Below are 18,734 nucleotides of genomic sequence, written 5' to 3'. Positions count from 1 at the left end.
ACCCACCTGCGCCGCCCCCGCCACGCACCCGTCGCCGGGCCCATTGACTCCGCCGCCCCCTCCCGGGGCGTAGGCCCCACGGGGAGCCGCAACGGCTACGGGTAGCCACACCCCGCCTCCGGCGAACTACCACCGGAACGGTGCCGTGGAACCGCCGGAGGTTTCAGTCGTCGTGGCCCAGTTGGAGGTCGCGGTCCGTGCGGGTGGCGGAGGCGACCTGGAGGACCGTGGCCACCGGCGGGTACCCCGCGGCGATCACCGTGTACTCGCCCGACGCGAGGTCGACGAACCGGAACGTACCGTCCGCCCCCGTGGTCATCGTGTCCACCACGTTCCCCGCGACATCGAGCAGCGTCACCCGCGCCTCCTCCACGGGCCGGCCCCCACCCGCCCGTACGGTCCCCCGCAGAATCGCCCCACCCGCCAGCTCCACGTCCTGCCGCGTCTCACGGGAGGCCATCACCGTCACCGGCAGCGCGGCGGGCCGATACGCGGGAGCGCTCGCGGCCAGCGTGTACTCGCCGGCCACCAACTCCGTGATGACGTAGCCGCCTTCGCGCCCGCTGCGCGTCGTCGAGACCACCTCGCCGTGCACGTTCGTGAGGGTGACGATCGCGTCGCGGACCGGGGTTCCGTCCGCCGTGACGACCGAACCCGTGAGGCGGCCCGCGCCGCCGAGGACCACGTCCAGGTCGACCGGACGCTCCCTCACCGTCACCGTCACGGCCTGCGGCTGATGCCCGCCCGCCGCCGCGATCAGGACATACGCCCCGGTGCCCGGCGTGGCCAGCGCGTACCGCCCGTCGTCGCCGCTCGCGCCGCGCCCGATCTGCGTGCCGCCCGCGTCGATGAGCGTGAGCGCGGCCCGCGGCACGGGCGTCCCGTCGGTGTGCCGTACGGTCCCGCCGACCGGGACCCCGGCGGCGTAGGACGCGGAGCCGGTGCGCTCCTGCGCGGGGATGGCATGGGTCTCGGAGCCGGGCGAACTGGACAACAGGGGTGTCTCCTTGAGGAAGAAGGCGAGGAGCAGGCCCAGGACGAGGACCGGCACCAAGTAGAGGAAGATCCGCGGCATCGCGTCGGCGTACGCCTCGATGTACGGGGCGCGCAGGGCCTCCGGCATCGCGTGCACGAGCTGCGGGGTGATGGACTCGGCGTCGGGTACGTCCCCCGCGGCGGGCACCCGCTCGGCGAGCGCGTCGGTGAGCCGGTTCGCGAAGAGCGTGCCGAAGATCGCGGCGCCGACGCTGCCGCCGATCTGCCGGAAGTAGTTGTTGGCGCTGGTGGCGGTGCCGAGGTCCGATGCGCGTACGGAGTTCTGCACGGCGAGGACCAGGACCGGCATGATCAGGCCGATGCCCGCGCCCAACACGGCCATGTAGACGCTGTATTCGAGGCGTGGGGTGTCGACTTCGAGGCGGGAGAGGAGGTACATGCCCGCCGTCGAGAGGGCGCCGCCCAGGATCGGGTACGCCTTGTATTTGCCCGTGTGGCTGATGAGTTGGCCGGAGACGATCGAGGCGACGACCACTCCGCCCATCATGGGGAGCATCAGCAGGCCCGACTCGGTCGCCGAGGCCCCGTCGACCATCTGGAGGAACGTCGGCAGATAGCTCGCCGCGCCGAACAGGGCGACGCCGACGACCATGCCGACGAGTCCACTGACGTTGAACACCGAGTCGCGGAACAGCCGCAGCGGGATGAGGGGTTCCGCGGCGAACTTCTCCGCGAGGAGGAACAGGAGGGTCGAGGCGAGGGCGCCGACTCCCAGGCCGATGATGACGCGGTCGCCCCACGCGTACTCGGTGCCGCCCCAACTGGTCAGCAGGACCAGGCAGGTCGAGGCGGACGCCAGCAACAGCGCGCCCAGGACGTCGAGTCGGGGCTTCTTCGTGGGCTTGGGCAGCTTGAGGACGACGGCCGTCACGACGAGGGTGAGCAGGCCGAACGGGACGTTGATGTAGAAGCACCAGCGCCAGGACAGGTGGTCGGTGAAGTAGCCGCCGAGCAGAGGGCCCGCCACCGACGCGAGGCCGAACGCGGCGCCGATCAGGCCCATGTAGCGGCCCCGTTCGCGCGGCGGCACGATGTCGCCGATGATCGCCTGTACGCCGATCATGAGGCCGCCCGCGCCGACGCCCTGGAGCGCGCGGAACGCGATGAGCTGGTCCATCGTCTGCGCGCGGCCCGCGAGCGCGGAGCCGACGACGAAGACGACGATGGAGAACTGGAAGACGCCCTTGCGGCCGAAGAGGTCGCCGAGCTTTCCGTAGATCGGCAGGCCGACGGTGGAGGTCAGCAGGTAGGCGGTGATCGCCCAGGACATCTTGTCGAGGCCGTGCAGTTCGCCGACGATGCGGGGCAGCGCGGTGGCGACGATCATCTGCTCGAGCGCGGCGAGCAGCAGCGCGAGCATCAGGCCGACGAAGACCATGCGGACGCGGCGCGGGCTGAGCGGCTGCGCGGGCAACGGCTCGGGGGCGGCGGCCTGTTGGGGCTCCGCCGGGGTCACCGGATCCTCGACCGGATCGGTCACCAGCGTCACCGTGCCCACCTGAAGCTCCCCTCGTCAGCCCTTGCGCGGCCATTTCTCGCATTGCGCGACAACTGGGGGCAAGCGCGACGAGTCGCTGTTCAGGTGGGCCCGATGGACATATCCGCCGGTAGGCGTCCTACGGCGTACAACGGCGCCGAAACGAAAACCACTCGAAACGGTGAGCGGTAGATCGGCGCCGTCGGGTCACTTCTCGTGGGTCACGTCCCGCGCGTCACTTCTCGACTTCGGTGGCGAGCTTCGCGAGCACGGCGTCGTAGATGCGGGCGAGGCCCTTGGGGGCGAAGGTCTTCTCGAAGAAGCCGCCGATGCCGCCCGCGCCGTTCCAGACGGTCGTGACGACGACGCGGGACTGGGCGTCGCCGGCCGGGGTGACGCGCCACGTCGTGACCATCGAGGAGTTGCGGTCCTTCTCGACGAGCTCGCCGTCGGTGGGCTCGGTCACGTCGAGCAGGCAGTCGCGGACGCGCTTGCTGGTGGCCTGGAGCTTCCAGTGCACGACCGTGCCCTCGCCGTCGCCGCCCTCGCGGACCTCGTACTCGCTGAAGTGCTCGGGCAGCACCTTCGCGCGCGTGCCGCTGTAGTCGGCGAGGGCGTCGAAGACGTCGTCCGGCTTCGCGGCGACGACACGTTCCGTGGTGGCTTCGACCTGCGCCATGACACTTCCTCCAGCAATTGGTTCTTCAGGGATCGCGATGGGCGGTGTCAAGCCAACCACCCTCCGTACTCACCGCCCAAATCGGGGCCCGAGGCCGCATCGCTCGGGGTTCGTACGGGGTTCGCACGGGGTTCGCACGATCAAGGGAACACATGTTCTATTCTGTGGTCAGTGCTACCGAGGAGGCGTCATGCGCTGGGAGAACCTCACGGAGGAGCCCGCCGACCACGGGCGGGTCCGGGACGCCGCGCTGTTCGGCGCGGATGCGGTGGTCAGTCGTACGTTCGACACGCCTGAGTTCGCGGGCGTGACGTTCCACGAGATCCGGGCCAGGTCGATCGTGAACCGGGTGCCGGGGGCGTCCCGGATGCCGTTCGAATGGACGGTCAACCCGTACCGGGGCTGCACGCACGCGTGCGTCTACTGCTTCGCCCGCAACACCCACCGCTATCTGGACCTCGACACGGGGCTCGGCTTCGACAGCCAGATCGTGGTGAAGGTGAACGCGCCGCAGCTGCTGCGCCACCACCTCGCGTCGCGGCGCTGGCACGGCGACCACGTCGCCATGGGCACGAACGTCGACTGCTACCAGCGGGCCGAGGGGCGCTACCGGTTGATGCCCGGCATCATCGAGGCGCTGCGCGACTACGCGAACCCGTTCTCGATCCTGACCAAGGGCACGCTGATCCTGCGCGATCTGCCGCTCCTTCGCCAGGCCGCCGACGTCACGGACGTCGGGATCTCGGTGTCGGTCGGCTTCGTCGACCAGGAGCTGTGGCGCACGGTGGAACCGGGCACGCCCGCGCCGGAGCGCCGCCTCGACGTCGTACGGGCCCTGAGCGACGCGGGCATCGGCTGCGGGGTCCTGATGGCGCCGGTGATCCCGTTCCTCGGCGACCACCCGGACCAGCTGCGCGCGACGGTCCGCGCCATCGCCCGCGCCGGCGCGACGTCCGTGACCCCACTCGTCCTGCATCTGCGCCCCGGCGCCCGCGAGTGGTTCATGGGCTGGCTCGGCGGGCACCACCCGCACCTGGTCCGCCGCTACGAACGCCTCTACGCGGAGGGCGCCTACGCCCCCAAGTGGTACCAGCGCCGCGTCACCCGCCAGGTCCACGAACTGGCCGAAGAGTTCGGCATCGGCCCAAGCCGAGCGGCAACCCACCGCCGCCTGCCCACCCCTGAGGAGACCCCGACCCCCGAGACGCCGACGCAACTCACGCTGCTGTGAGGATGGGCGCATGACTCACCTGACGCACATCCCCGCCCCCGAAGGCCTCTCCCCCGCCCCCGCCTACAGTCATGTGGTCATGGGCAGCGGCCGCCTCATCGCCGTGTCCGGGCAGCTCGCCCTCGACGAGAAGGGCGAACTCGTCGGCCCCGGCGACCCGTTGGCGCAGGCTCGGCAGGTGTTCGAGAACCTGCGGCGATGCCTCGCCGCCGCGGGCGCGTCCTTCGAGGACGTGGTGAAGCTGACGTACTTCGTGACGGACGTGGCCCACATGCCCGCCGTGCGGCAGGCCCGCGACGAGTTCCTCGACCCCGCGCGACTGCCCGCCGCCTCCGCGGTGCAGGTCGCCGCGCTGATGGGGCCGCAGTTCCTGATGGAGATCGAGGCGCTCGCCGTCACGCCCGAGTGACGGCGGACCGCCCTCACTCGCGCGGCAACCGTGCCAACGCCGCCTCCGCCGCCATCGCGAGGCGGGGGTGGGTGGCGGCCTCCTTGAGGACGTCGCGGGCGCGGGGGTCCGCGAGGCTGCCGAGGCCCTCGACGCAGGCGAGCGCCACCGTGCGGTACGGGTCGTGGGGGGCGAGGCGGCGGCGGAGCGTGGTGATCAGGGCCGGGGCCGACTCGGGGGCCCGTAGCTGGGTGAGCAGGCGTACGGGGTGCAGCGCGTAGGCGACGCGCAGCTCGTTCGTGGCGAGGGCCGCCGCCGCCCGCGCGGTGCGGGGGTCGCCGAGCGCGGCCAGGGCCTTGGCCGCCGCGGCGCAGCGCTGCGGGTCACGGTGGTTGAGCAGCAGGACGAGGGACTCGAAGGCGCGGCCGTCGCCCGCCATGCCGAGCCGGTACGCCGCCAGTTCGCGCGCCCACAGCGGCTGTTCGGGCGCGACGAGCACCGCGGCCAGCTCGTCCGTGTCGTGCGTGGCGGCCAGCCGCTCGAAGGCGGGGGTTCCGCCGGATTCCTTCCGGATGCGTTCCGTGACCGTTCGCGACTCTTCGTCCATGACGTCGAGGGTAGACTCGCTCGGCCTGCGGCGACGTAGATCACAGCGACCTTTCAACCGTCAGGGCTGGCGCGCTCGTTACTCACTGGTTAAGCTCAGGTGAGCGGGGCATACTTCCCGCAGCACCGCTCACGCGGCCTGGTGACGCAGCCGTCGTGAGTGTCGGTCGGTTCGGTACGCGTGTGTACCGCAGTACGGCAGGGCCCCGGGACAGGGCCGCCGGTTCGCTTCAACTCCCGCACTTCCCACGCCTGTTGGCGGCGCGTGTGCGGCGGTTCGTTCGCAGCAGTCGTCACCCCTCATTCTCTGGAGTTCCCGCATGGACGCTCCCCTGTCCCGCATCTCTACTGTGGCCGTCGTCGGCCTCGGCACCATGGGCACCGGCATCGCCGAAGTCCTGGCCCGTGCCGGGCGCGAGGTCATCGGCATCGACATCAGCGAATCCGCCACCGCGCAGGCCGTGGCGTCCCTGGAGGCCTCGACGGCGCGTGCGGTGCGCCGCGGGCACCTCACCGAGCAGCAGCGGGCCGAGCTGCACTCCCGCTTCCGTACGTTCACGGACCTGCAGGCCGCGGCCGACGCCGATCTGGTGATCGAGGTAGCCCCGGAGTCGTACGAGATCAAGCAGCAGATCTTCCGTGCGCTCGACGGAATCGTGCGCCCCGAGACGATCCTGGCGACCGGCACGAACGCGCTGTCGGTCACCCGGCTCGCCGCCGATTCGGAGCGGCCCGAGCGCGTTCTCGGCCTGCACTTCTTCAACCCGGCGCCGGCGATGAAGCTCGTCGAGGTGGTGTCCAGCGTGCTCACCGCGCCGGCCGCCGTCGCCACGGTCACCGATCTCGCCATCGAGCTGGGCAAGGACCCGGTGGCGGTCGGCGACCGGCCCGGTTTCGTCGCGGACGGGCTGCTGTTCGGCTATCTCAACCAGGCCGCCGCCATGTACGAGGCCAAGTACGCCTCGCGCGAGGACATCGACGCCGCGATGAAGCTGGGCTGCGGACTGCCGATGGGCCCGCTCGCGCTGCTCGACCTGATCGGCGTGGACACGGCCCGTACCGTCCTGGACGCCATGTACGCCGAGTCGCACGACCGGCTGCACGCCCCCGCGCCGATCCTCAAGCAGCTCAGTGAGGCGGGTCTGACCGGGCGCAAGGCGGGGCGCGGCTTCTACACGTACGAGGCGCCGGGCAGCGCCGTCGTGGTGCGCGACGCCCTGACGCCGCTCGGCGACTCGCTCGCGGGCCCGGCCCGCGAGGTCCGCTCCGTCGGTGTCGCGGGCTCCGGGACGATGGCCTCCGGCATCGCCGAGGTGTTCGCGAAGGCCGGGTACGACGTGGTGCTCGCGGCCCGCAGCGAGGAGAAGGCGGAGGCGGCGAAGGCCCGTATCGGCAAGTCGCTCAAGCGCTCCGTCGACAAGGGCCGGATGACGCCGGAGAACGCGGAGGCGACGCTGGGGCGGATCTCCCCGGCCGGGTCCTACGACGCGTTCGCCGACGTCGACCTGGCCCTGGAGGCCGTCGCCGAGGACCTGGACGTGAAGCGGCAGCTGTTCGCGACGTTCGACAAGGTCTGCAAGCCGGGGGCGATCCTCGCGACGACGACGTCCTCGCTGCCCGTCGTCGCCTGCGCCCGCGCCACCTCGCGGCCGCAGGACGTCATCGGGATGCACTTCTTCAACCCGGCGCCGGCGATGAAGCTGGTCGAGGTCGTGCGCACGGTCCTCACGTCCGACGACGTGCACGCCACCGTCCGCGAGCTGACGCAGAAGATCCGCAAGCACCCGGTGGACTGCGGGGACCGGGCCGGGTTCATCGTGAACGCGCTGCTCTTCCCGTACCTGAACAACGCGATCAAGATGGTCCAGGAGCACTACGCCTCGCTCGACGACATCGACGCCGCGATGAAGCTCGGCGGCGGCTACCCGATGGGCCCGTTCGAACTGCTCGACGTGGTCGGCCTCGACGTCTCCCTGGCCATCGAGCGCGTGCTGCACCGCGAGTTCCGCGACCCGGGCCTCGCCCCCGCCCCGCTCCTGGAACACCTGGTGGCCGCGGGCTGCCTCGGCCGCAAGACGGGCCGTGGTTTCCGCGAATATGCCAAGCGCTGATTCGTTCGGGGAGCCGGTCGAGGGGGCGGTCGGAGAGGGCGGATCCGGTTGGGGTGGGCTGCTCGGGGAGGCGGGTGGCCCGCTGACCGGGGCACCACCGGGCACGTACATGCAGTACGTTCGGGTCATGTCCAAGGCCGACCAGTCCTCCCGTACCCCCGCCACGCCCGACGCCCCGGAGAGCGCCGCGGGCAGTCGAGCCGCCGCGCAGCGGCTCAAGATGCGCCGCGAGCTGGCGGCCGCGGCGATGGAGCTCTTCGCCACGAAGGGGTACGAGGCGACGACGGTCGACGAGATCGCCGCGACCGCCGGGGTGGCCCGGCGGACGTTCTTCCGCCACTTCCGCTCCAAGGAAGAGGCGATCTTCCCCGACCACGACGACACCCTGGTGCGCGCGGAGGCGGTGCTGAACGCGGCGCCGGCCTCCGAGCACCCGCTCGACACGGTCTGCCGGGGCATCAAGGAAGTCATGAAGATGTACGCCGCGCAGCCCGCGGTGTCCGTGGCGCGCTACCAGCTGACCCGCGAGGTGCCGACGCTGCGCGAGGCGGAGATCGCCTCGGTGGCCCGCTACGAGCGGCTGTTCACCCGCTATCTGCTGGGCCACTTCGACGAGCAGGCCCACCACGACGGCAACGACGATCCGTTGCTCGCCGAGGTCGCCGCCTCCGCCGTCGTCACCGCCCACAACCACGTGCTGCGCCGCTGGCTGCGGGCGGACGGCCAGGGCGACGTGGAGAGCCAGCTGGACCACGCGTTCGCGATCGTGCGCCGCACGTTCGGCACGGGCATCGGGGCGGGCCGCACGCCGGCCTCCCCCTCGGCGCCCGCGCAGGTCTCGCAGTCGGGCGAGGTCCTGGTGACGGTGGCGCGCACGGACGCGCCGCTTCCGGAGGTCATGCGGACGATCGAGGACGCGCTCCGCAACCGCTGACACGGCACTCTTTTCCCGAAGGGCGCCTCACCTGGCACGCAGTGCCAGGTGAGGCGCCCTTCTCGTTGCCCAAACCTCCCCCGCGCCGCCCCGGCGATCGATCATCGATCCTTTCCCGGCCCGGAAACCCGCCTCTGACCTCGCCTGATCGATCATCGCTCACCTGAACGGGAAAAATGACAGCTGAGCGAAATTCATGGCACGCAGTGCCTTGTGCGTTGTCACGGCGTGCCATACGTTGAAGGTGTCCGGGCGGCCGGCGCACAGAGAACTTCCGTGCGACGGCTGTCCCCGCGAGTCATGAACGACCGTGATTCGTGCGCCCGGGCGCCTGCGTCACAGGCAACCTTCCGCGCCACACCAAGCGCTGCCACAGCACCACCCCCGCCGAACCGACGGCACACCCTCAAAACCCTCAGCAGCCACACCCGACTCAGCGTTCCCCTCAAACGCGAAACGCCGGAGGCACCACCGTGAAGGACATCCTGGACGCGATTCAGTCGCAGACCGCCACGTCTGCCGACTTCGCCGCCCTGCCGCTCCCCGACTCGTACCGCGCGATCACCGTGCACAAGGACGAGACGGAGATGTTCGAAGGGCTCGACACCCGCGACAAGGACCCGCGCAAGTCCATCCACCTGGACGACGTGCCGGTCCCCGAGCTCGGCCCCGGCGAGGCCCTCGTCGCCGTCATGGCCTCCTCCGTGAACTACAACTCGGTGTGGACCTCGATCTTCGAGCCGCTGCCGACGTTCGCGTTCCTGGAGCGCTACGGCAAGCTGAGCGAGCTCACCAAGCGCCACGACCTGCCGTACCACATCATCGGCTCCGACCTCGCGGGCGTCGTCCTGCGCACCGGCCCCGGCGTCAACGCCTGGAACCCGGGCGACGAGGTCGTCGCGCACTGCCTCTCCGTCGAGCTGGAGTCCAGCGACGGGCACAACGACACGATGCTCGACCCCGAGCAGCGCATCTGGGGCTTCGAGACCAACTTCGGCGGCCTCGCCGAGATCGCGCTGGTCAAGTCGAACCAGCTGATGCCGAAGCCGGACCACCTCAGCTGGGAGGAGGCCGCGGCCCCCGGCCTGGTGAACTCCACCGCCTACCGCCAGCTCGTCTCGCGCAACGGCGCCGGCATGAAGCAGGGCGACAACGTCCTGATCTGGGGCGCCTCCGGCGGCCTCGGCTCGTACGCCACCCAGTTCGCGCTGGCCGGCGGCGCCAACCCGATCTGTGTCGTCTCCTCCCCCGAGAAGGCCGACATCTGCCGGGCCATGGGCGCCGAGGCGGTCATCGACCGCAACGCCGAGGGCTACAAGTTCTGGAAGGACGAGCGCACCCAGGACCCCAAGGAGTGGAAGCGCTTCGGCAAGCGCATCCGCGAGTTCACCGGCGGCGAGGACATCGACATCGTCTTCGAGCACCCCGGCCGCGAGACCTTCGGCGCCAGTGTGTACGTGACCCGCAAGGGCGGCACGATCACCACCTGCGCCTCCACCTCCGGCTACATGCACGAGTACGACAACCGCTACCTGTGGATGTCGCTGAAGCGGATCATCGGCTCGCACTTCGCGAACTACCGCGAGGCGTGGGAGGCCAACCGCCTGATCTCGAAGGGCAAGATCCACCCGACGCTGTCGAAGACGTACTCCCTCGAGGACACCGGCCAGGCCGCGTACGACGTGCACCGCAACCTCCACCAGGGCAAGGTCGGCGTCCTCGCGCTCGCCCCCGAGGAGGGCCTCGGCGTGCGCGACCACGAGAAGCGCGCGCAGCACATCGACGCCATCAACCGGTTCCGGAACGTCTGAACTCCCGTAGGAGATCCAGCAGATGACTGAGCGCCAGAAGGACCGGCCGTGGCTCATGCGCACGTACGCCGGGCACTCCACGGCCGAGGCGTCCAACGAGCTGTACCGGCGCAACCTCGCCAAGGGGCAGACGGGTCTGTCGGTCGCCTTCGACCTGCCGACCCAGACCGGGTACGACCCCGACCACATCCTCGCCCGCGGCGAGGTCGGCCGGGTCGGCGTCCCGGTGTCCCACCTCGGTGACATGCGGCGGCTGTTCCAGGACATCCCCCTGGAGCAGATGAACACCTCGATGACCATCAACGCCACCGCCATGTGGCTTCTGGCGCTCTACCAGGTCGTCGCGGAGGAGCAGGGCGCGGACCTCGCCGCGCTCCAGGGCACGACGCAGAACGACATCGTCAAGGAGTACCTGTCGCGGGGCACCCACGTGTTCCCGCCGGGGCCCTCCCTCCGGCTGACCACCGACATGATCGCGTACACCGTGGCGAACATGCCGAAGTGGAACCCGATCAACATCTGCAGCTACCACCTCCAGGAGGCGGGGGCCACTCCGGTCCAGGAGATCGCCTACGCGATGTCCACCGCCATCGCTGTTCTCGATGCCGTACGCGACTCGGGGCAGGTCCCCGAGGAGAAGTTCGGGGACGTCGTGGCCCGCATCTCCTTCTTCGTGAACGCGGGCGTCCGCTTCATCGAGGAGATGTGCAAGATGCGGGCGTTCGGGCGGATCTGGGACCGGATCACGCGCGAGCGGTACGGCATCGAGAACGCGAAGCAGCGCCGCTTCCGGTACGGGGTGCAGGTCAACTCGCTCGGCCTGACCGAGGCCCAGCCGGAGAACAACGTCCAGCGGATCGTGCTCGAGATGCTGGCCGTGACGCTCTCCAAGGACGCGCGCGCCCGCGCCGTCCAGCTCCCGGCCTGGAACGAGGCCCTGGGCCTTCCCCGGCCGTGGGACCAGCAGTGGTCGCTCCGCATCCAGCAGGTCCTCGCCCACGAGAGCGACCTGCTGGAGTACGAGGACATCTTCGCGGGCTCGCACGTCATCGAGAAGAAGGTCGACGAGCTGGTCACCGACGCCTTCGCCGAGATCGAGCGGATCCAGGAGATGGGCGGCGCGATGGCCGCCGTCGAGTCCGGCTACCTCAAGTCGCAGCTCGTCTCCTCGCACGCCGAGCGCCGGGCCAGGATCGAGGCCGGCGAGGAGAAGATCGTCGGCGTGAACGTCTACGAGTCGACCGAGCCGAACCCGCTCACCGCCGACCTGGACACCGCCATCATGACGGTGGACCACGACGTGGAGGCCAGGGTCGTCCGGGCCATCGACGAGTGGCGCACCACCCGTGAGGAGTCCACGGACCGGCAGGGCATGGGCGATCCGTTCCTCTACCCGACCACCCGGCAGGCGCTCGACCGCCTCAAGGAGGCCGCCGCGGGCACCGAGAACCTCATGGAGGCCACCCTCGAGTGCGCCCGCGCCGGTGTCACGACCGGCGAGTGGTCGGCGGCCCTGCGCGAGGTGTTCGGCGAGTTCCGCGCCCCCACGGGCGTCTCGTCGGCGCCGGTCGCGGTCGCCGCCGAGGAGGGCACGCCGCTCGCGGAGGTCCGCGAGAAGGTCCGACGCACCGGCGAGGAACTCGGCGGCAAGCTCCGCCTCCTGGTCGGCAAGCCGGGCCTCGACGGGCACTCGAACGGCGCCGAGCAGATCGCCGTGCGGGCCCGCGACGCCGGGTTCGAGGTCGTCTACCAGGGCATCCGGCTCACGCCCGAGCAGATCGTCTCCGCGGCTCTCGCCGAGGACGCGCACTGCGTCGGCCTGTCGATCCTGTCCGGATCGCACGCCGAGCTGGTGCCCGACGTGCTCGCCCGCCTCCGCGAGGCGGGCGCCACCGACATCCCCGTGATCGTCGGCGGCATCATCCCCAACGCCGACGCCGAGGAACTGAAGCGGGCGGGTGTGGCCGCCGTCTTCACCCCCAAGGACTTCGGCATCACGGAGATCATCGGCCGTATCGTCGACGAGATCCGCACAGCGAACCACCTCGACCCACTGGAGGTCCCCGCATGACCCAGGTCAACCGCCTTCGCCCGCGCCGTTCGTGTCTGGCTGTGCCCGGCTCGAACCCGCGCTTCCTGGAGAAGGCCCAGGGCCTCGCCGCCGACCAGGTCTTCCTCGACCTGGAGGACGCCTGCGCGCCGCTCGCCAAGCCGGAGGCCCGGCACACCATCGTGAAGTTCCTGAACGAGGGTGACTGGACGGGCAAGACGCGCGTCGTGCGGGTCAACGACTGGACCACCGAGTGGACCTACCGGGACGTCGTGACCGTCGTCGAGGGCGCGGGCCAGAACCTCGACTGCATCATGCTGCCGAAGGTGCAGAACGCCGAGCAGGTCGTCGCGCTCGACCTCCTGCTCACCCAGATCGAGAAGACGATGGGCTTCGAGGTCGGCAAGATCGGCATCGAGGCGCAGATCGAGAACGCGGCCGGCCTCAACAACGTCAACGCGATCGCCGAGGCCTCGCCGCGCACCGAGACCATCATCTTCGGCCCGGCCGACTTCATGGCCTCCATCAACATGAAGTCCCTGGTCGTCGGCGAGCAGCCGCCCGGCTACGGCGCCGACGCCTACCACTACATCCTGATGAAGATCCTGATGGCGGCCCGCGCCAACGACCTCCAGGCGATCGACGGCCCCTACCTCCAGATCAAGAACGTCGACGGCTTCCGCGAGGTCGCGGGCCGCGCCGCCGCGCTGGGCTTCGACGGCAAGTGGGTGCTGCACCCCGGCCAGGTCGAGGCCGCCAACGAGGTGTTCTCGCCGTCCCAGGAGGACTACGACCACGCCGAGCTGATCCTGGACGCGTACGAGTACTGCACGTCCGAGGCCGGCGGCAAGAAGGGCTCCGCGATGCTCGGCGACGAGATGATCGACGAGGCCAGCCGGAAGATGGCGCTCGTCATCTCCGGGAAGGGGCGCGCGGCCGGAATGCAGCGCACGTCCAAGTTCGAGATCCCGGAGGCGTAGCGAGATGCAGTTCGGCCGCACCTACGAAGAGTTCACCGTCGGGGACGTCTACAAGCACTGGCCGGGAAAGACGGTCACCGAGTACGACGACCACATGTTCTGTCTTTTGACGATGAACCACCACCCGCTCCACATGGACACGAACTATGCGGAGAAGACGACGGACTTCGGCAAGAACGTCGTCGTCGGGAACTACATCTACTCGCTGCTCCTCGGGATGTCCGTGCCGGACGTGTCGGGCAAGGCGATCGCCAATCTGGAGATCGAGTCGCTCAGGCACGTGGCACCGACCTTCCACGGCGACACCATCTACGGCGAGACGACGGTCCTGGACAAGACGCCGTCCAGGTCCAAGTCGGACCGCGGAATCGTCCACGTGGAGACCAAGGGCTACAAGCAGGACGGCACGCTCGTCTGCGTCTTCCGCCGCAAGGTGATGGTGCCCACCGAGACGTACATCAAGGAGCGCGGCGGCGAACAGCCCGGCCGTCCGGAACTGAAGCAGCAGGAGAAGTAGTCATGAGCCGACTCGCGCAGACCCACGGCCTGACCGATGTGCAGCAGGAAATCCTCTCCACGGTCAGGGACTTCGTCGACAAAGAGATCATCCCGGTAGCGACCGAACTCGAGCACCGCGACGAGTACCCGCAGCAGATCGTCGACGGGCTCAAGGAGTTGGGCCTGTTCGGGCTGATGATTCCCGAGGAGTACGGGGGTCTGGGCGAGTCGCTGCTCACCTATGCGCTGTGCGTGGAGGAGATCGCGCGCGGCTGGATGTCGGTCTCCGGCATCATCAACACCCACTTCATCGTGGCGTACATGCTGAAGCAGCACGGCACGCAGGAACAGAAGGACCACTTCCTGCCGCGCATGGCACTCGGCGAGGTGCGCGGCGCATTCTCCATGTCGGAGCCGGGACTTGGTTCCGACGTGTCGGCAATCACGTCGAAGGCGGTCAAGGACGGCGACAGTTACGTCCTGAACGGCCAGAAGATGTGGCTGACGAACGGCGGTTCGTCAACGCTTGTGGCGGTTCTCACGCGAAGTGATGAAGGTCACCCGGAGGGCTCCGCCCCGCACAAGTCGATGACCACATTCCTCGTCGAGAAGGAACCGGGATTCGGTGAGGTCCGTCCGGGCCTGACGATCCCCGGAAAGATCGACAAGATGGGGTACAAGGGCGTCGACACGACCGAACTCATCATGGATGACCTGCGCATTCCGGCCAATCGCGTGCTGGGCGGGGAAACCGGTCGCGGCTTTTACCAAATGATGGACGGGGTGGAAGTCGGCCGGGTGAATGTCGCGGCGCGTGGTTGCGGCGTCGCACAGCGTGCCTTTGAGCTGGGCGTCGATTACGCGCAGCAACGGCACACCTTCGGAAAGCCGATCGCGCAGCACCAGGCCATTCAGTTCAAGTTGGCCGAGATGGCCACCAAGGTCGAGGCCGCCCATGCGATGATGGTCAATGCAGCACGCAAAAAGGACTCCGGGGAACGTAACGACCTCGAGGCAGGGATGGCCAAGTACCTGGCCTCCGAATACTGCAAGGAAGTCGTGGAGGACGCGTTCCGGATCCACGGCGGTTACGGCTTCTCCAAGGAGTACGAGATCGAGCGCCTCTACCGCGAGGCACCGATGCTGCTGATCGGCGAAGGTACCGCCGAGATCCAGAAAATGATCATTGGTCGTCGGCTCCTCGAGGAGTACCGATCCCAAGGCTGAACCTGGGCAAGATGTCCGTTTACGGGGTGTTTCTTCGCGAAGAAGATCACACCCCGTAGGCACACTCCGGGGGACGCCTGCCGTCCGATGTGGCTTCCTGGCTTGCCCAGTTGTGGCTCGCAACCGATAGCATCCCCGGAAAAGCCGCCGTCCCCCCGTAAACTGCGCGGCCTCATCCGCTACGAAGGTCATCCATGCCCCACAGCCAAACCTCTGCACCACGCGACGGCGTTCTCAAGGGACGTCTTGCGCGCGGAGCCTCGCCGTGGCTTCTCCCGACCGTCGCCACGGCTGCCCTCAGCCTGGCGCGCTCGCGCCGCTCGAAGAAGGCAGCAGCACTCGCCGTCCCGACCACCGCTCTGGCGGCCGGCATGCTGTGGTTCTTCCGCGACCCCGAGCGCGAGATCGCTCCCGGCCGGGTCATCTCCCCGGCCGACGGCGTGGTGCAGAGCATCATGCCGTGGAAGGACGGTCGCACCCGTGTCGCGATCTTCATGAGCCCGCTCAACGTCCACGTGAACCGCGCTCCCCTCGCGGGCACGGTCACGTCGGTCGAGCACATCCCCGGTGGCTTCGTTCCCGCCTTCAACAAGGAGAGCGAGAACAACGAGCGGGTGGTGTGGCACTTCGACACCGAGCTCGGTGACATCGAGATGGTCCAGATCGCCGGCGCCGTCGCCCGCCGCATCGTGCCGTACATCCCCCAGGGCACGAAGGTCGAGCAGGGCGAGCGCATCGGTCTGATCCGGTTCGGCTCGCGTGTCGACATCTACCTTCCCGAGGGCGTCGAGGTCGACGTCGAGGTCGGGCAGAAGACGGTGGCTGGGGTGACCCGAATTGACCGTGACTGACCCCGAGACTCCGGCCTGGGCCGACGACGACATCGCGGACGACGCGGAGGAGATGCCGCTGTCGCTCCGCCTGTCGATAGCGGACACCCTCACGCTGGGCAACGCCACGTGCGGCTTCATGGCCGTCTACTTCACGACGACCGGGATCCTGATCCCGCACATCCAGGGCAGCCAGGACTCCGGCATGGCGCGGCACTCCGCCGCGACCGCCGTGATCCTGATGCTCGCCGCCGCGATCTTCGACCTGTTCGACGGTCTGGTGGCGCGCAAGCTGCGGTCCTCGCCGATGGGCGCGGAGCTGGACAACCTCTCCGACCTGATCAGCTTCGGGCTCGCGCCCGCGTACTTCGTGCTGGTCTACGGCATGGTCGCCGACGACGCGCACCAGAGAGTGGCGGCCGTCGGGGCCATCGTGGTGCTGCTGGCGGTGGTGCTGCGGCTTGCGCGGTTCTCGTGCGTGACCGTGAAGGACGGCACGTTCCAGGGCATGCCGTCGCCGTTCGGCGCGCTCACGGTCGTCTCGATCGTGCTGCTCGAGCTGCCGTTCGTCGCGACGCTGCTGGCGATCATCGGTACGGCGTGGCTCATGGTGAGCCGGGTCGAGTACCCGAAGCCGCGGGGGCGGCTCGCCGTGGCGATGCTGTCGTGGATCGTGGCGAGCATGGGGCTGCTCGCGGCGTGGGCGTTCGACGCGCCCGGCGGTCAGCTGCTCCTCGCCACGGGGTGTGCGCTGCAGCTCGTGCTCGGCGCGGTGATTCCGCTGTTCGCCACGGCGCGGCGGGTCAACAACTTCCGGGACAACCGCCGCGAGGCGCGTGCGGCGCAGCTGCCGTAGCCCGTCGGACCGTGTGAGCGGTGGGCCCGAGCCACTTCGGCTCGGGCCCACCGCTTTTTTGGTGCGACGCCCTACGCGGCTTCCTTCAGGAAGCCGCCGGACTGGTGGTGCCAGAGGCGGGCGTAGGGGCCCTGGGCGGCGAGGAGGTCCTCGTGGGTGCCCTGTTCCACGATGTGGCCGCGGTCGAGGACCACCAGGCGGTCCATGCCGGCCACCGTGCTCAGCCGGTGCGCGACGACCAGGGCCGTGCGGCCCTCCATGAGGCGCCAGAGCGCCTCCTGCACCAGCACCTCGCTCTCCGAGTCGAGCGCGCTCGTCGCCTCGTCGAGGAGCAGGATCGGCGCGTCCCTGAGGATCGCCCGGGCCAGCGCGACCCGCTGCCGCTGGCCGCCGGAGAGCTTGATGCCCCGCTCCCCCACCATCGTGTCGAAGCCGTCCGGCAGTGTGTCGGCGAACTCCGTGACGTGCGCCGCCTCCGCCGCCCGCCGGATCTCCGCCTCGCTCGCGCCCGGCCGGGCGAAGGCGATGTTCTCGCCCAGCGTCCGGTGGAACATGGCCGGGTCCTGCGGCACGTACGCGATGAGGGACCGCAGGTCGGCCTGGCGCAGCCGGGAGATGTCCTGGCCGCCGACCAGGATCCGCCCCGAGTCGATGTCCATCATCCGCAGCAGCAGCCGCGTCAGCGTCGTCTTGCCGCCGCCCGAGCGCCCGACCAGGCCGATCCGGGTGCCGCCGGGCACCGTCAGGTCGAGCCCGGTGAACAGCGGCTCCGCGCCCGCGTGCGCGTAGGAGACCCGCTCGAAGCGGACGTCGGCGGCCGACGGCACCAGCGGCTCCGGGTCCGCCGGGTCGAGCACCTTCGGCTGGTCGCTCAGCAGCTCGGTGAACTGCGCGGCCTCCGTCATGGCCCGCTCCAGGCGGCGGTAGATCTGGTTGAACTCGAACATGATGCGCGTCGCGTTGCTGAAGTACGTGAACGCGACGACGATCGCCTCGACGCCGTGCCCGCTGCCCGCGAGGGCGACGGCGAGCAGCAGCCCGAGCGCGTTGGTCAGCACGGACAGCGGCGCGACGAGGGTGTCGACACGGAGGTTGCCGTAGTCCCAGGCGCGGAGGATGTGGCCGCGCGCGTCCGCGACCCGCTCCCGGTGCTCGTCGGCCTCCCGCCGCTCAGCGGCGAACGCGCGGACCGTCTCCATGTTCATGAGGCTGTCGGCGACGTGCCCCGACATCCGGGTGAACGCCGCCTCCCGCGCGTTGACCAGCTTCTGCCGGCGCCTGATCAGCGGCCGCACGCACAGCCCCGTGATCGTGATCATCGCCAGGAGGACGACGACCAGCCACGGCTCGTACCGCCACAGCACCACCGATCCGAAGACGAGCGGTACGAAGCTGGCCATCACGTTGAAGACGAGGACGTCCGCGAACTCCTCGAAGCGCGCGGCGAAGCCGAGGACGCGCTTGGTGAGCGAGCCGGCGAAGTTGTCGTGGAAGAACGTGGCGTCCTTCGCGTACAGCTCGTCCATGCCGATCACGTAGAGGCGGGAGATGGCGCCCGCCTCCAGGCGGTTGATGCAGTGGAAGCCGATCCGCCACAGCGCCTCGGCGGCCAGCAGCACCCCGGCGAAGCCGAGGACGTACGGCATGAGGGCGCCGAGGCTCCGCTCGCCGCCGTCGGCGAGGTGGCCGACGAGCTTGGCGACGACGAGCGGCGCGATGTAGTTGAGTCCGATGTTGCCGAGCGCGGGCAGCAGCATCGCGGGGGCCGCGAACCGGCGCGCGCGGGCCAGCTCCCGTCCGTAGTAGCGGAGTGCGAGCAGTACCGAGCCGCGGCTCGGTGGCACTTCGCGTGAAGAGGTCAATCCGATCCCGTCCCTTGGGTGTTGGATGGGTGTGGGTTCCGGCCGAGATGGGGGCCGGGCATCGGAGTGTCCCGTGGCGGAGTGCGGGCGGTCCATGTGTTTTCGGGGCGGGCGTATGCAAATCGGCCGGGCCGGGGC

The 18,734-nt window shown here is 69.6% G+C and carries 15 protein-coding genes; 11 read left to right on the top strand and 4 right to left on the bottom strand.

From position 1 onward, the window contains the following. Positions 1-163 precede the first annotated feature (163 nt). Both ACTWJ8_RS30445 and ACTWJ8_RS30440 read right to left on the bottom strand, forming a co-directional pair. Positions 164-2,554 carry an MFS transporter gene (locus ACTWJ8_RS30445; protein WP_443260825.1) on the bottom strand — a complete coding sequence of 797 codons (2,391 nt, stop codon included), beginning with the start codon at positions 2,552-2,554 and terminating at the stop codon, positions 164-166. A gap of 214 nt (positions 2,555-2,768) precedes the next feature. Then, positions 2,769-3,212: an SRPBCC family protein gene (locus ACTWJ8_RS30440; protein WP_356379316.1), complete on the bottom strand. Its 444-nt coding sequence runs from the start codon at positions 3,210-3,212 to the stop codon at positions 2,769-2,771. 190 nt (positions 3,213-3,402) lie between these two features. On the opposite strand from ACTWJ8_RS30440, the gene ACTWJ8_RS30435 reads away from it, so the two are divergent. Further along, positions 3,403-4,443: an Rv2578c family radical SAM protein gene (locus ACTWJ8_RS30435; protein WP_443260824.1), complete on the top strand. Its 1,041-nt coding sequence runs from the start codon at positions 3,403-3,405 to the stop codon at positions 4,441-4,443. Between the two features lie 10 nt (positions 4,444-4,453). Beyond that, positions 4,454-4,852: a RidA family protein gene (locus tag ACTWJ8_RS30430; RefSeq protein WP_443260823.1), complete on the top strand. Its 399-nt coding sequence runs from the start codon at positions 4,454-4,456 to the stop codon at positions 4,850-4,852. Positions 4,853-4,865: 13 nt separating this feature from the next. Here ACTWJ8_RS30430 and ACTWJ8_RS30425 read toward each other — a convergent pair whose 3' ends face one another. Next, on the bottom strand, positions 4,866-5,438 hold the full coding sequence (locus tag ACTWJ8_RS30425; protein ID WP_443260822.1) for an adenylosuccinate lyase: 573 nt from the start codon (positions 5,436-5,438) through the stop codon (positions 4,866-4,868). 319 nt (positions 5,439-5,757) lie between these two features. Here ACTWJ8_RS30425 and ACTWJ8_RS30420 point away from each other — a divergent pair, with 319 nt between their 5' ends. From ACTWJ8_RS30420 to pssA, 9 genes are all read left to right on the top strand, one after another. After that, positions 5,758-7,548 (top strand): 3-hydroxyacyl-CoA dehydrogenase family protein, encoded by a 1,791-nt coding sequence (locus tag ACTWJ8_RS30420; protein WP_443260821.1) that lies wholly within the window; start codon positions 5,758-5,760, stop codon positions 7,546-7,548. Between the two features lie 109 nt (positions 7,549-7,657). Then, a complete protein-coding gene (locus tag ACTWJ8_RS30415; protein ID WP_443260820.1) occupies positions 7,658-8,482 on the top strand; it encodes a TetR family transcriptional regulator in 825 nt (274 codons plus the stop codon). Between the two features lie 473 nt (positions 8,483-8,955). Then, on the top strand, positions 8,956-10,293 hold the full coding sequence (ccrA, locus tag ACTWJ8_RS30410; RefSeq protein ID WP_443260819.1) for a crotonyl-CoA carboxylase/reductase: 1,338 nt from the start codon (positions 8,956-8,958) through the stop codon (positions 10,291-10,293). Between the two features lie 22 nt (positions 10,294-10,315). Beyond that, positions 10,316-12,364, top strand: a complete 2,049-nt coding sequence (locus tag ACTWJ8_RS30405) for a protein meaA (protein ID WP_356379295.1) — start codon at positions 10,316-10,318, stop codon at positions 12,362-12,364. Further along, the gene (locus ACTWJ8_RS30400) at positions 12,361-13,323 is read left to right on the top strand and encodes an HpcH/HpaI aldolase/citrate lyase family protein (RefSeq protein WP_356379292.1); all 963 of its coding nucleotides are present in this window, start codon (positions 12,361-12,363) and stop codon (positions 13,321-13,323) included. The genes ACTWJ8_RS30405 and ACTWJ8_RS30400 overlap by 4 nt, the downstream gene beginning before the upstream one ends. A 4-nt stretch (positions 13,324-13,327) precedes the next feature. Further along, on the top strand, positions 13,328-13,840 hold the full coding sequence (locus ACTWJ8_RS30395) for a MaoC family dehydratase (protein WP_356379289.1): 513 nt from the start codon (positions 13,328-13,330) through the stop codon (positions 13,838-13,840). Between the two features lie 2 nt (positions 13,841-13,842). Beyond that, complete coding sequence (locus tag ACTWJ8_RS30390; RefSeq protein WP_422472360.1) at positions 13,843-15,048, top strand: acyl-CoA dehydrogenase family protein; 1,206 nt, start codon at positions 13,843-13,845, stop codon at positions 15,046-15,048. A 194-nt stretch (positions 15,049-15,242) separates the two neighbouring features. After that, a complete protein-coding gene (locus ACTWJ8_RS30385; protein WP_356379283.1) occupies positions 15,243-15,899 on the top strand; it encodes a phosphatidylserine decarboxylase in 657 nt (218 codons plus the stop codon). A gap of 52 nt (positions 15,900-15,951) precedes the next feature. Then, complete coding sequence (pssA, locus tag ACTWJ8_RS30380; RefSeq protein ID WP_356379722.1) at positions 15,952-16,734, top strand: CDP-diacylglycerol--serine O-phosphatidyltransferase; 783 nt, start codon at positions 15,952-15,954, stop codon at positions 16,732-16,734. 71 nt (positions 16,735-16,805) lie between these two features. Here the strand turns inward: pssA and ACTWJ8_RS30375 are convergent, their stop codons facing one another. Next, complete coding sequence (locus ACTWJ8_RS30375; protein WP_443260818.1) at positions 16,806-18,692, bottom strand: ABC transporter ATP-binding protein; 1,887 nt, start codon at positions 18,690-18,692, stop codon at positions 16,806-16,808. Positions 18,693-18,734: the final 42 nt, after the last annotated feature.

It is taken from the genome of Streptomyces sp. SDT5-1, from assembly GCF_052245995.1.
Taxonomy (GTDB): domain Bacteria; phylum Actinomycetota; class Actinomycetes; order Streptomycetales; family Streptomycetaceae; genus Streptomyces.
The sequence above is the reverse complement of the archived record's forward strand: the minus strand, read 5'-3'. Positions and strand labels throughout refer to the sequence as shown.

What these genes read in the sequence shown, in the direction of transcription:
- ACTWJ8_RS30425 (WP_443260822.1), bottom strand. Translation starts at nt 5,438, where the DNA reads ATGGACGAAGAGTCGCGAACGGTCACGGAACGCATCCGGAAGGAATCC.
- ACTWJ8_RS30390 (WP_422472360.1), top strand. Translation starts at nt 13,843, where the DNA reads ATGAGCCGACTCGCGCAGACCCACGGCCTGACCGATGTGCAGCAGGAA.
- ACTWJ8_RS30400 (WP_356379292.1), top strand. Translation starts at nt 12,361, where the DNA reads ATGACCCAGGTCAACCGCCTTCGCCCGCGCCGTTCGTGTCTGGCTGTG.
- ACTWJ8_RS30435 (WP_443260824.1), top strand. Translation starts at nt 3,403, where the DNA reads ATGCGCTGGGAGAACCTCACGGAGGAGCCCGCCGACCACGGGCGGGTC.
- ACTWJ8_RS30430 (WP_443260823.1), top strand. Translation starts at nt 4,454, where the DNA reads ATGACTCACCTGACGCACATCCCCGCCCCCGAAGGCCTCTCCCCCGCC.
- ACTWJ8_RS30415 (WP_443260820.1), top strand. Translation starts at nt 7,658, where the DNA reads ATGCAGTACGTTCGGGTCATGTCCAAGGCCGACCAGTCCTCCCGTACC.
- pssA (WP_356379722.1), top strand. Translation starts at nt 15,952, where the DNA reads ATGCCGCTGTCGCTCCGCCTGTCGATAGCGGACACCCTCACGCTGGGC.
- ACTWJ8_RS30375 (WP_443260818.1), bottom strand. Translation starts at nt 18,692, where the DNA reads ATGGACCGCCCGCACTCCGCCACGGGACACTCCGATGCCCGGCCCCCA.
- ACTWJ8_RS30395 (WP_356379289.1), top strand. Translation starts at nt 13,328, where the DNA reads ATGCAGTTCGGCCGCACCTACGAAGAGTTCACCGTCGGGGACGTCTAC.
- ACTWJ8_RS30440 (WP_356379316.1), bottom strand. Translation starts at nt 3,212, where the DNA reads ATGGCGCAGGTCGAAGCCACCACGGAACGTGTCGTCGCCGCGAAGCCG.
- ACTWJ8_RS30405 (WP_356379295.1), top strand. Translation starts at nt 10,316, where the DNA reads ATGACTGAGCGCCAGAAGGACCGGCCGTGGCTCATGCGCACGTACGCC.
- ACTWJ8_RS30420 (WP_443260821.1), top strand. Translation starts at nt 5,758, where the DNA reads ATGGACGCTCCCCTGTCCCGCATCTCTACTGTGGCCGTCGTCGGCCTC.
- ACTWJ8_RS30385 (WP_356379283.1), top strand. Translation starts at nt 15,243, where the DNA reads ATGCCCCACAGCCAAACCTCTGCACCACGCGACGGCGTTCTCAAGGGA.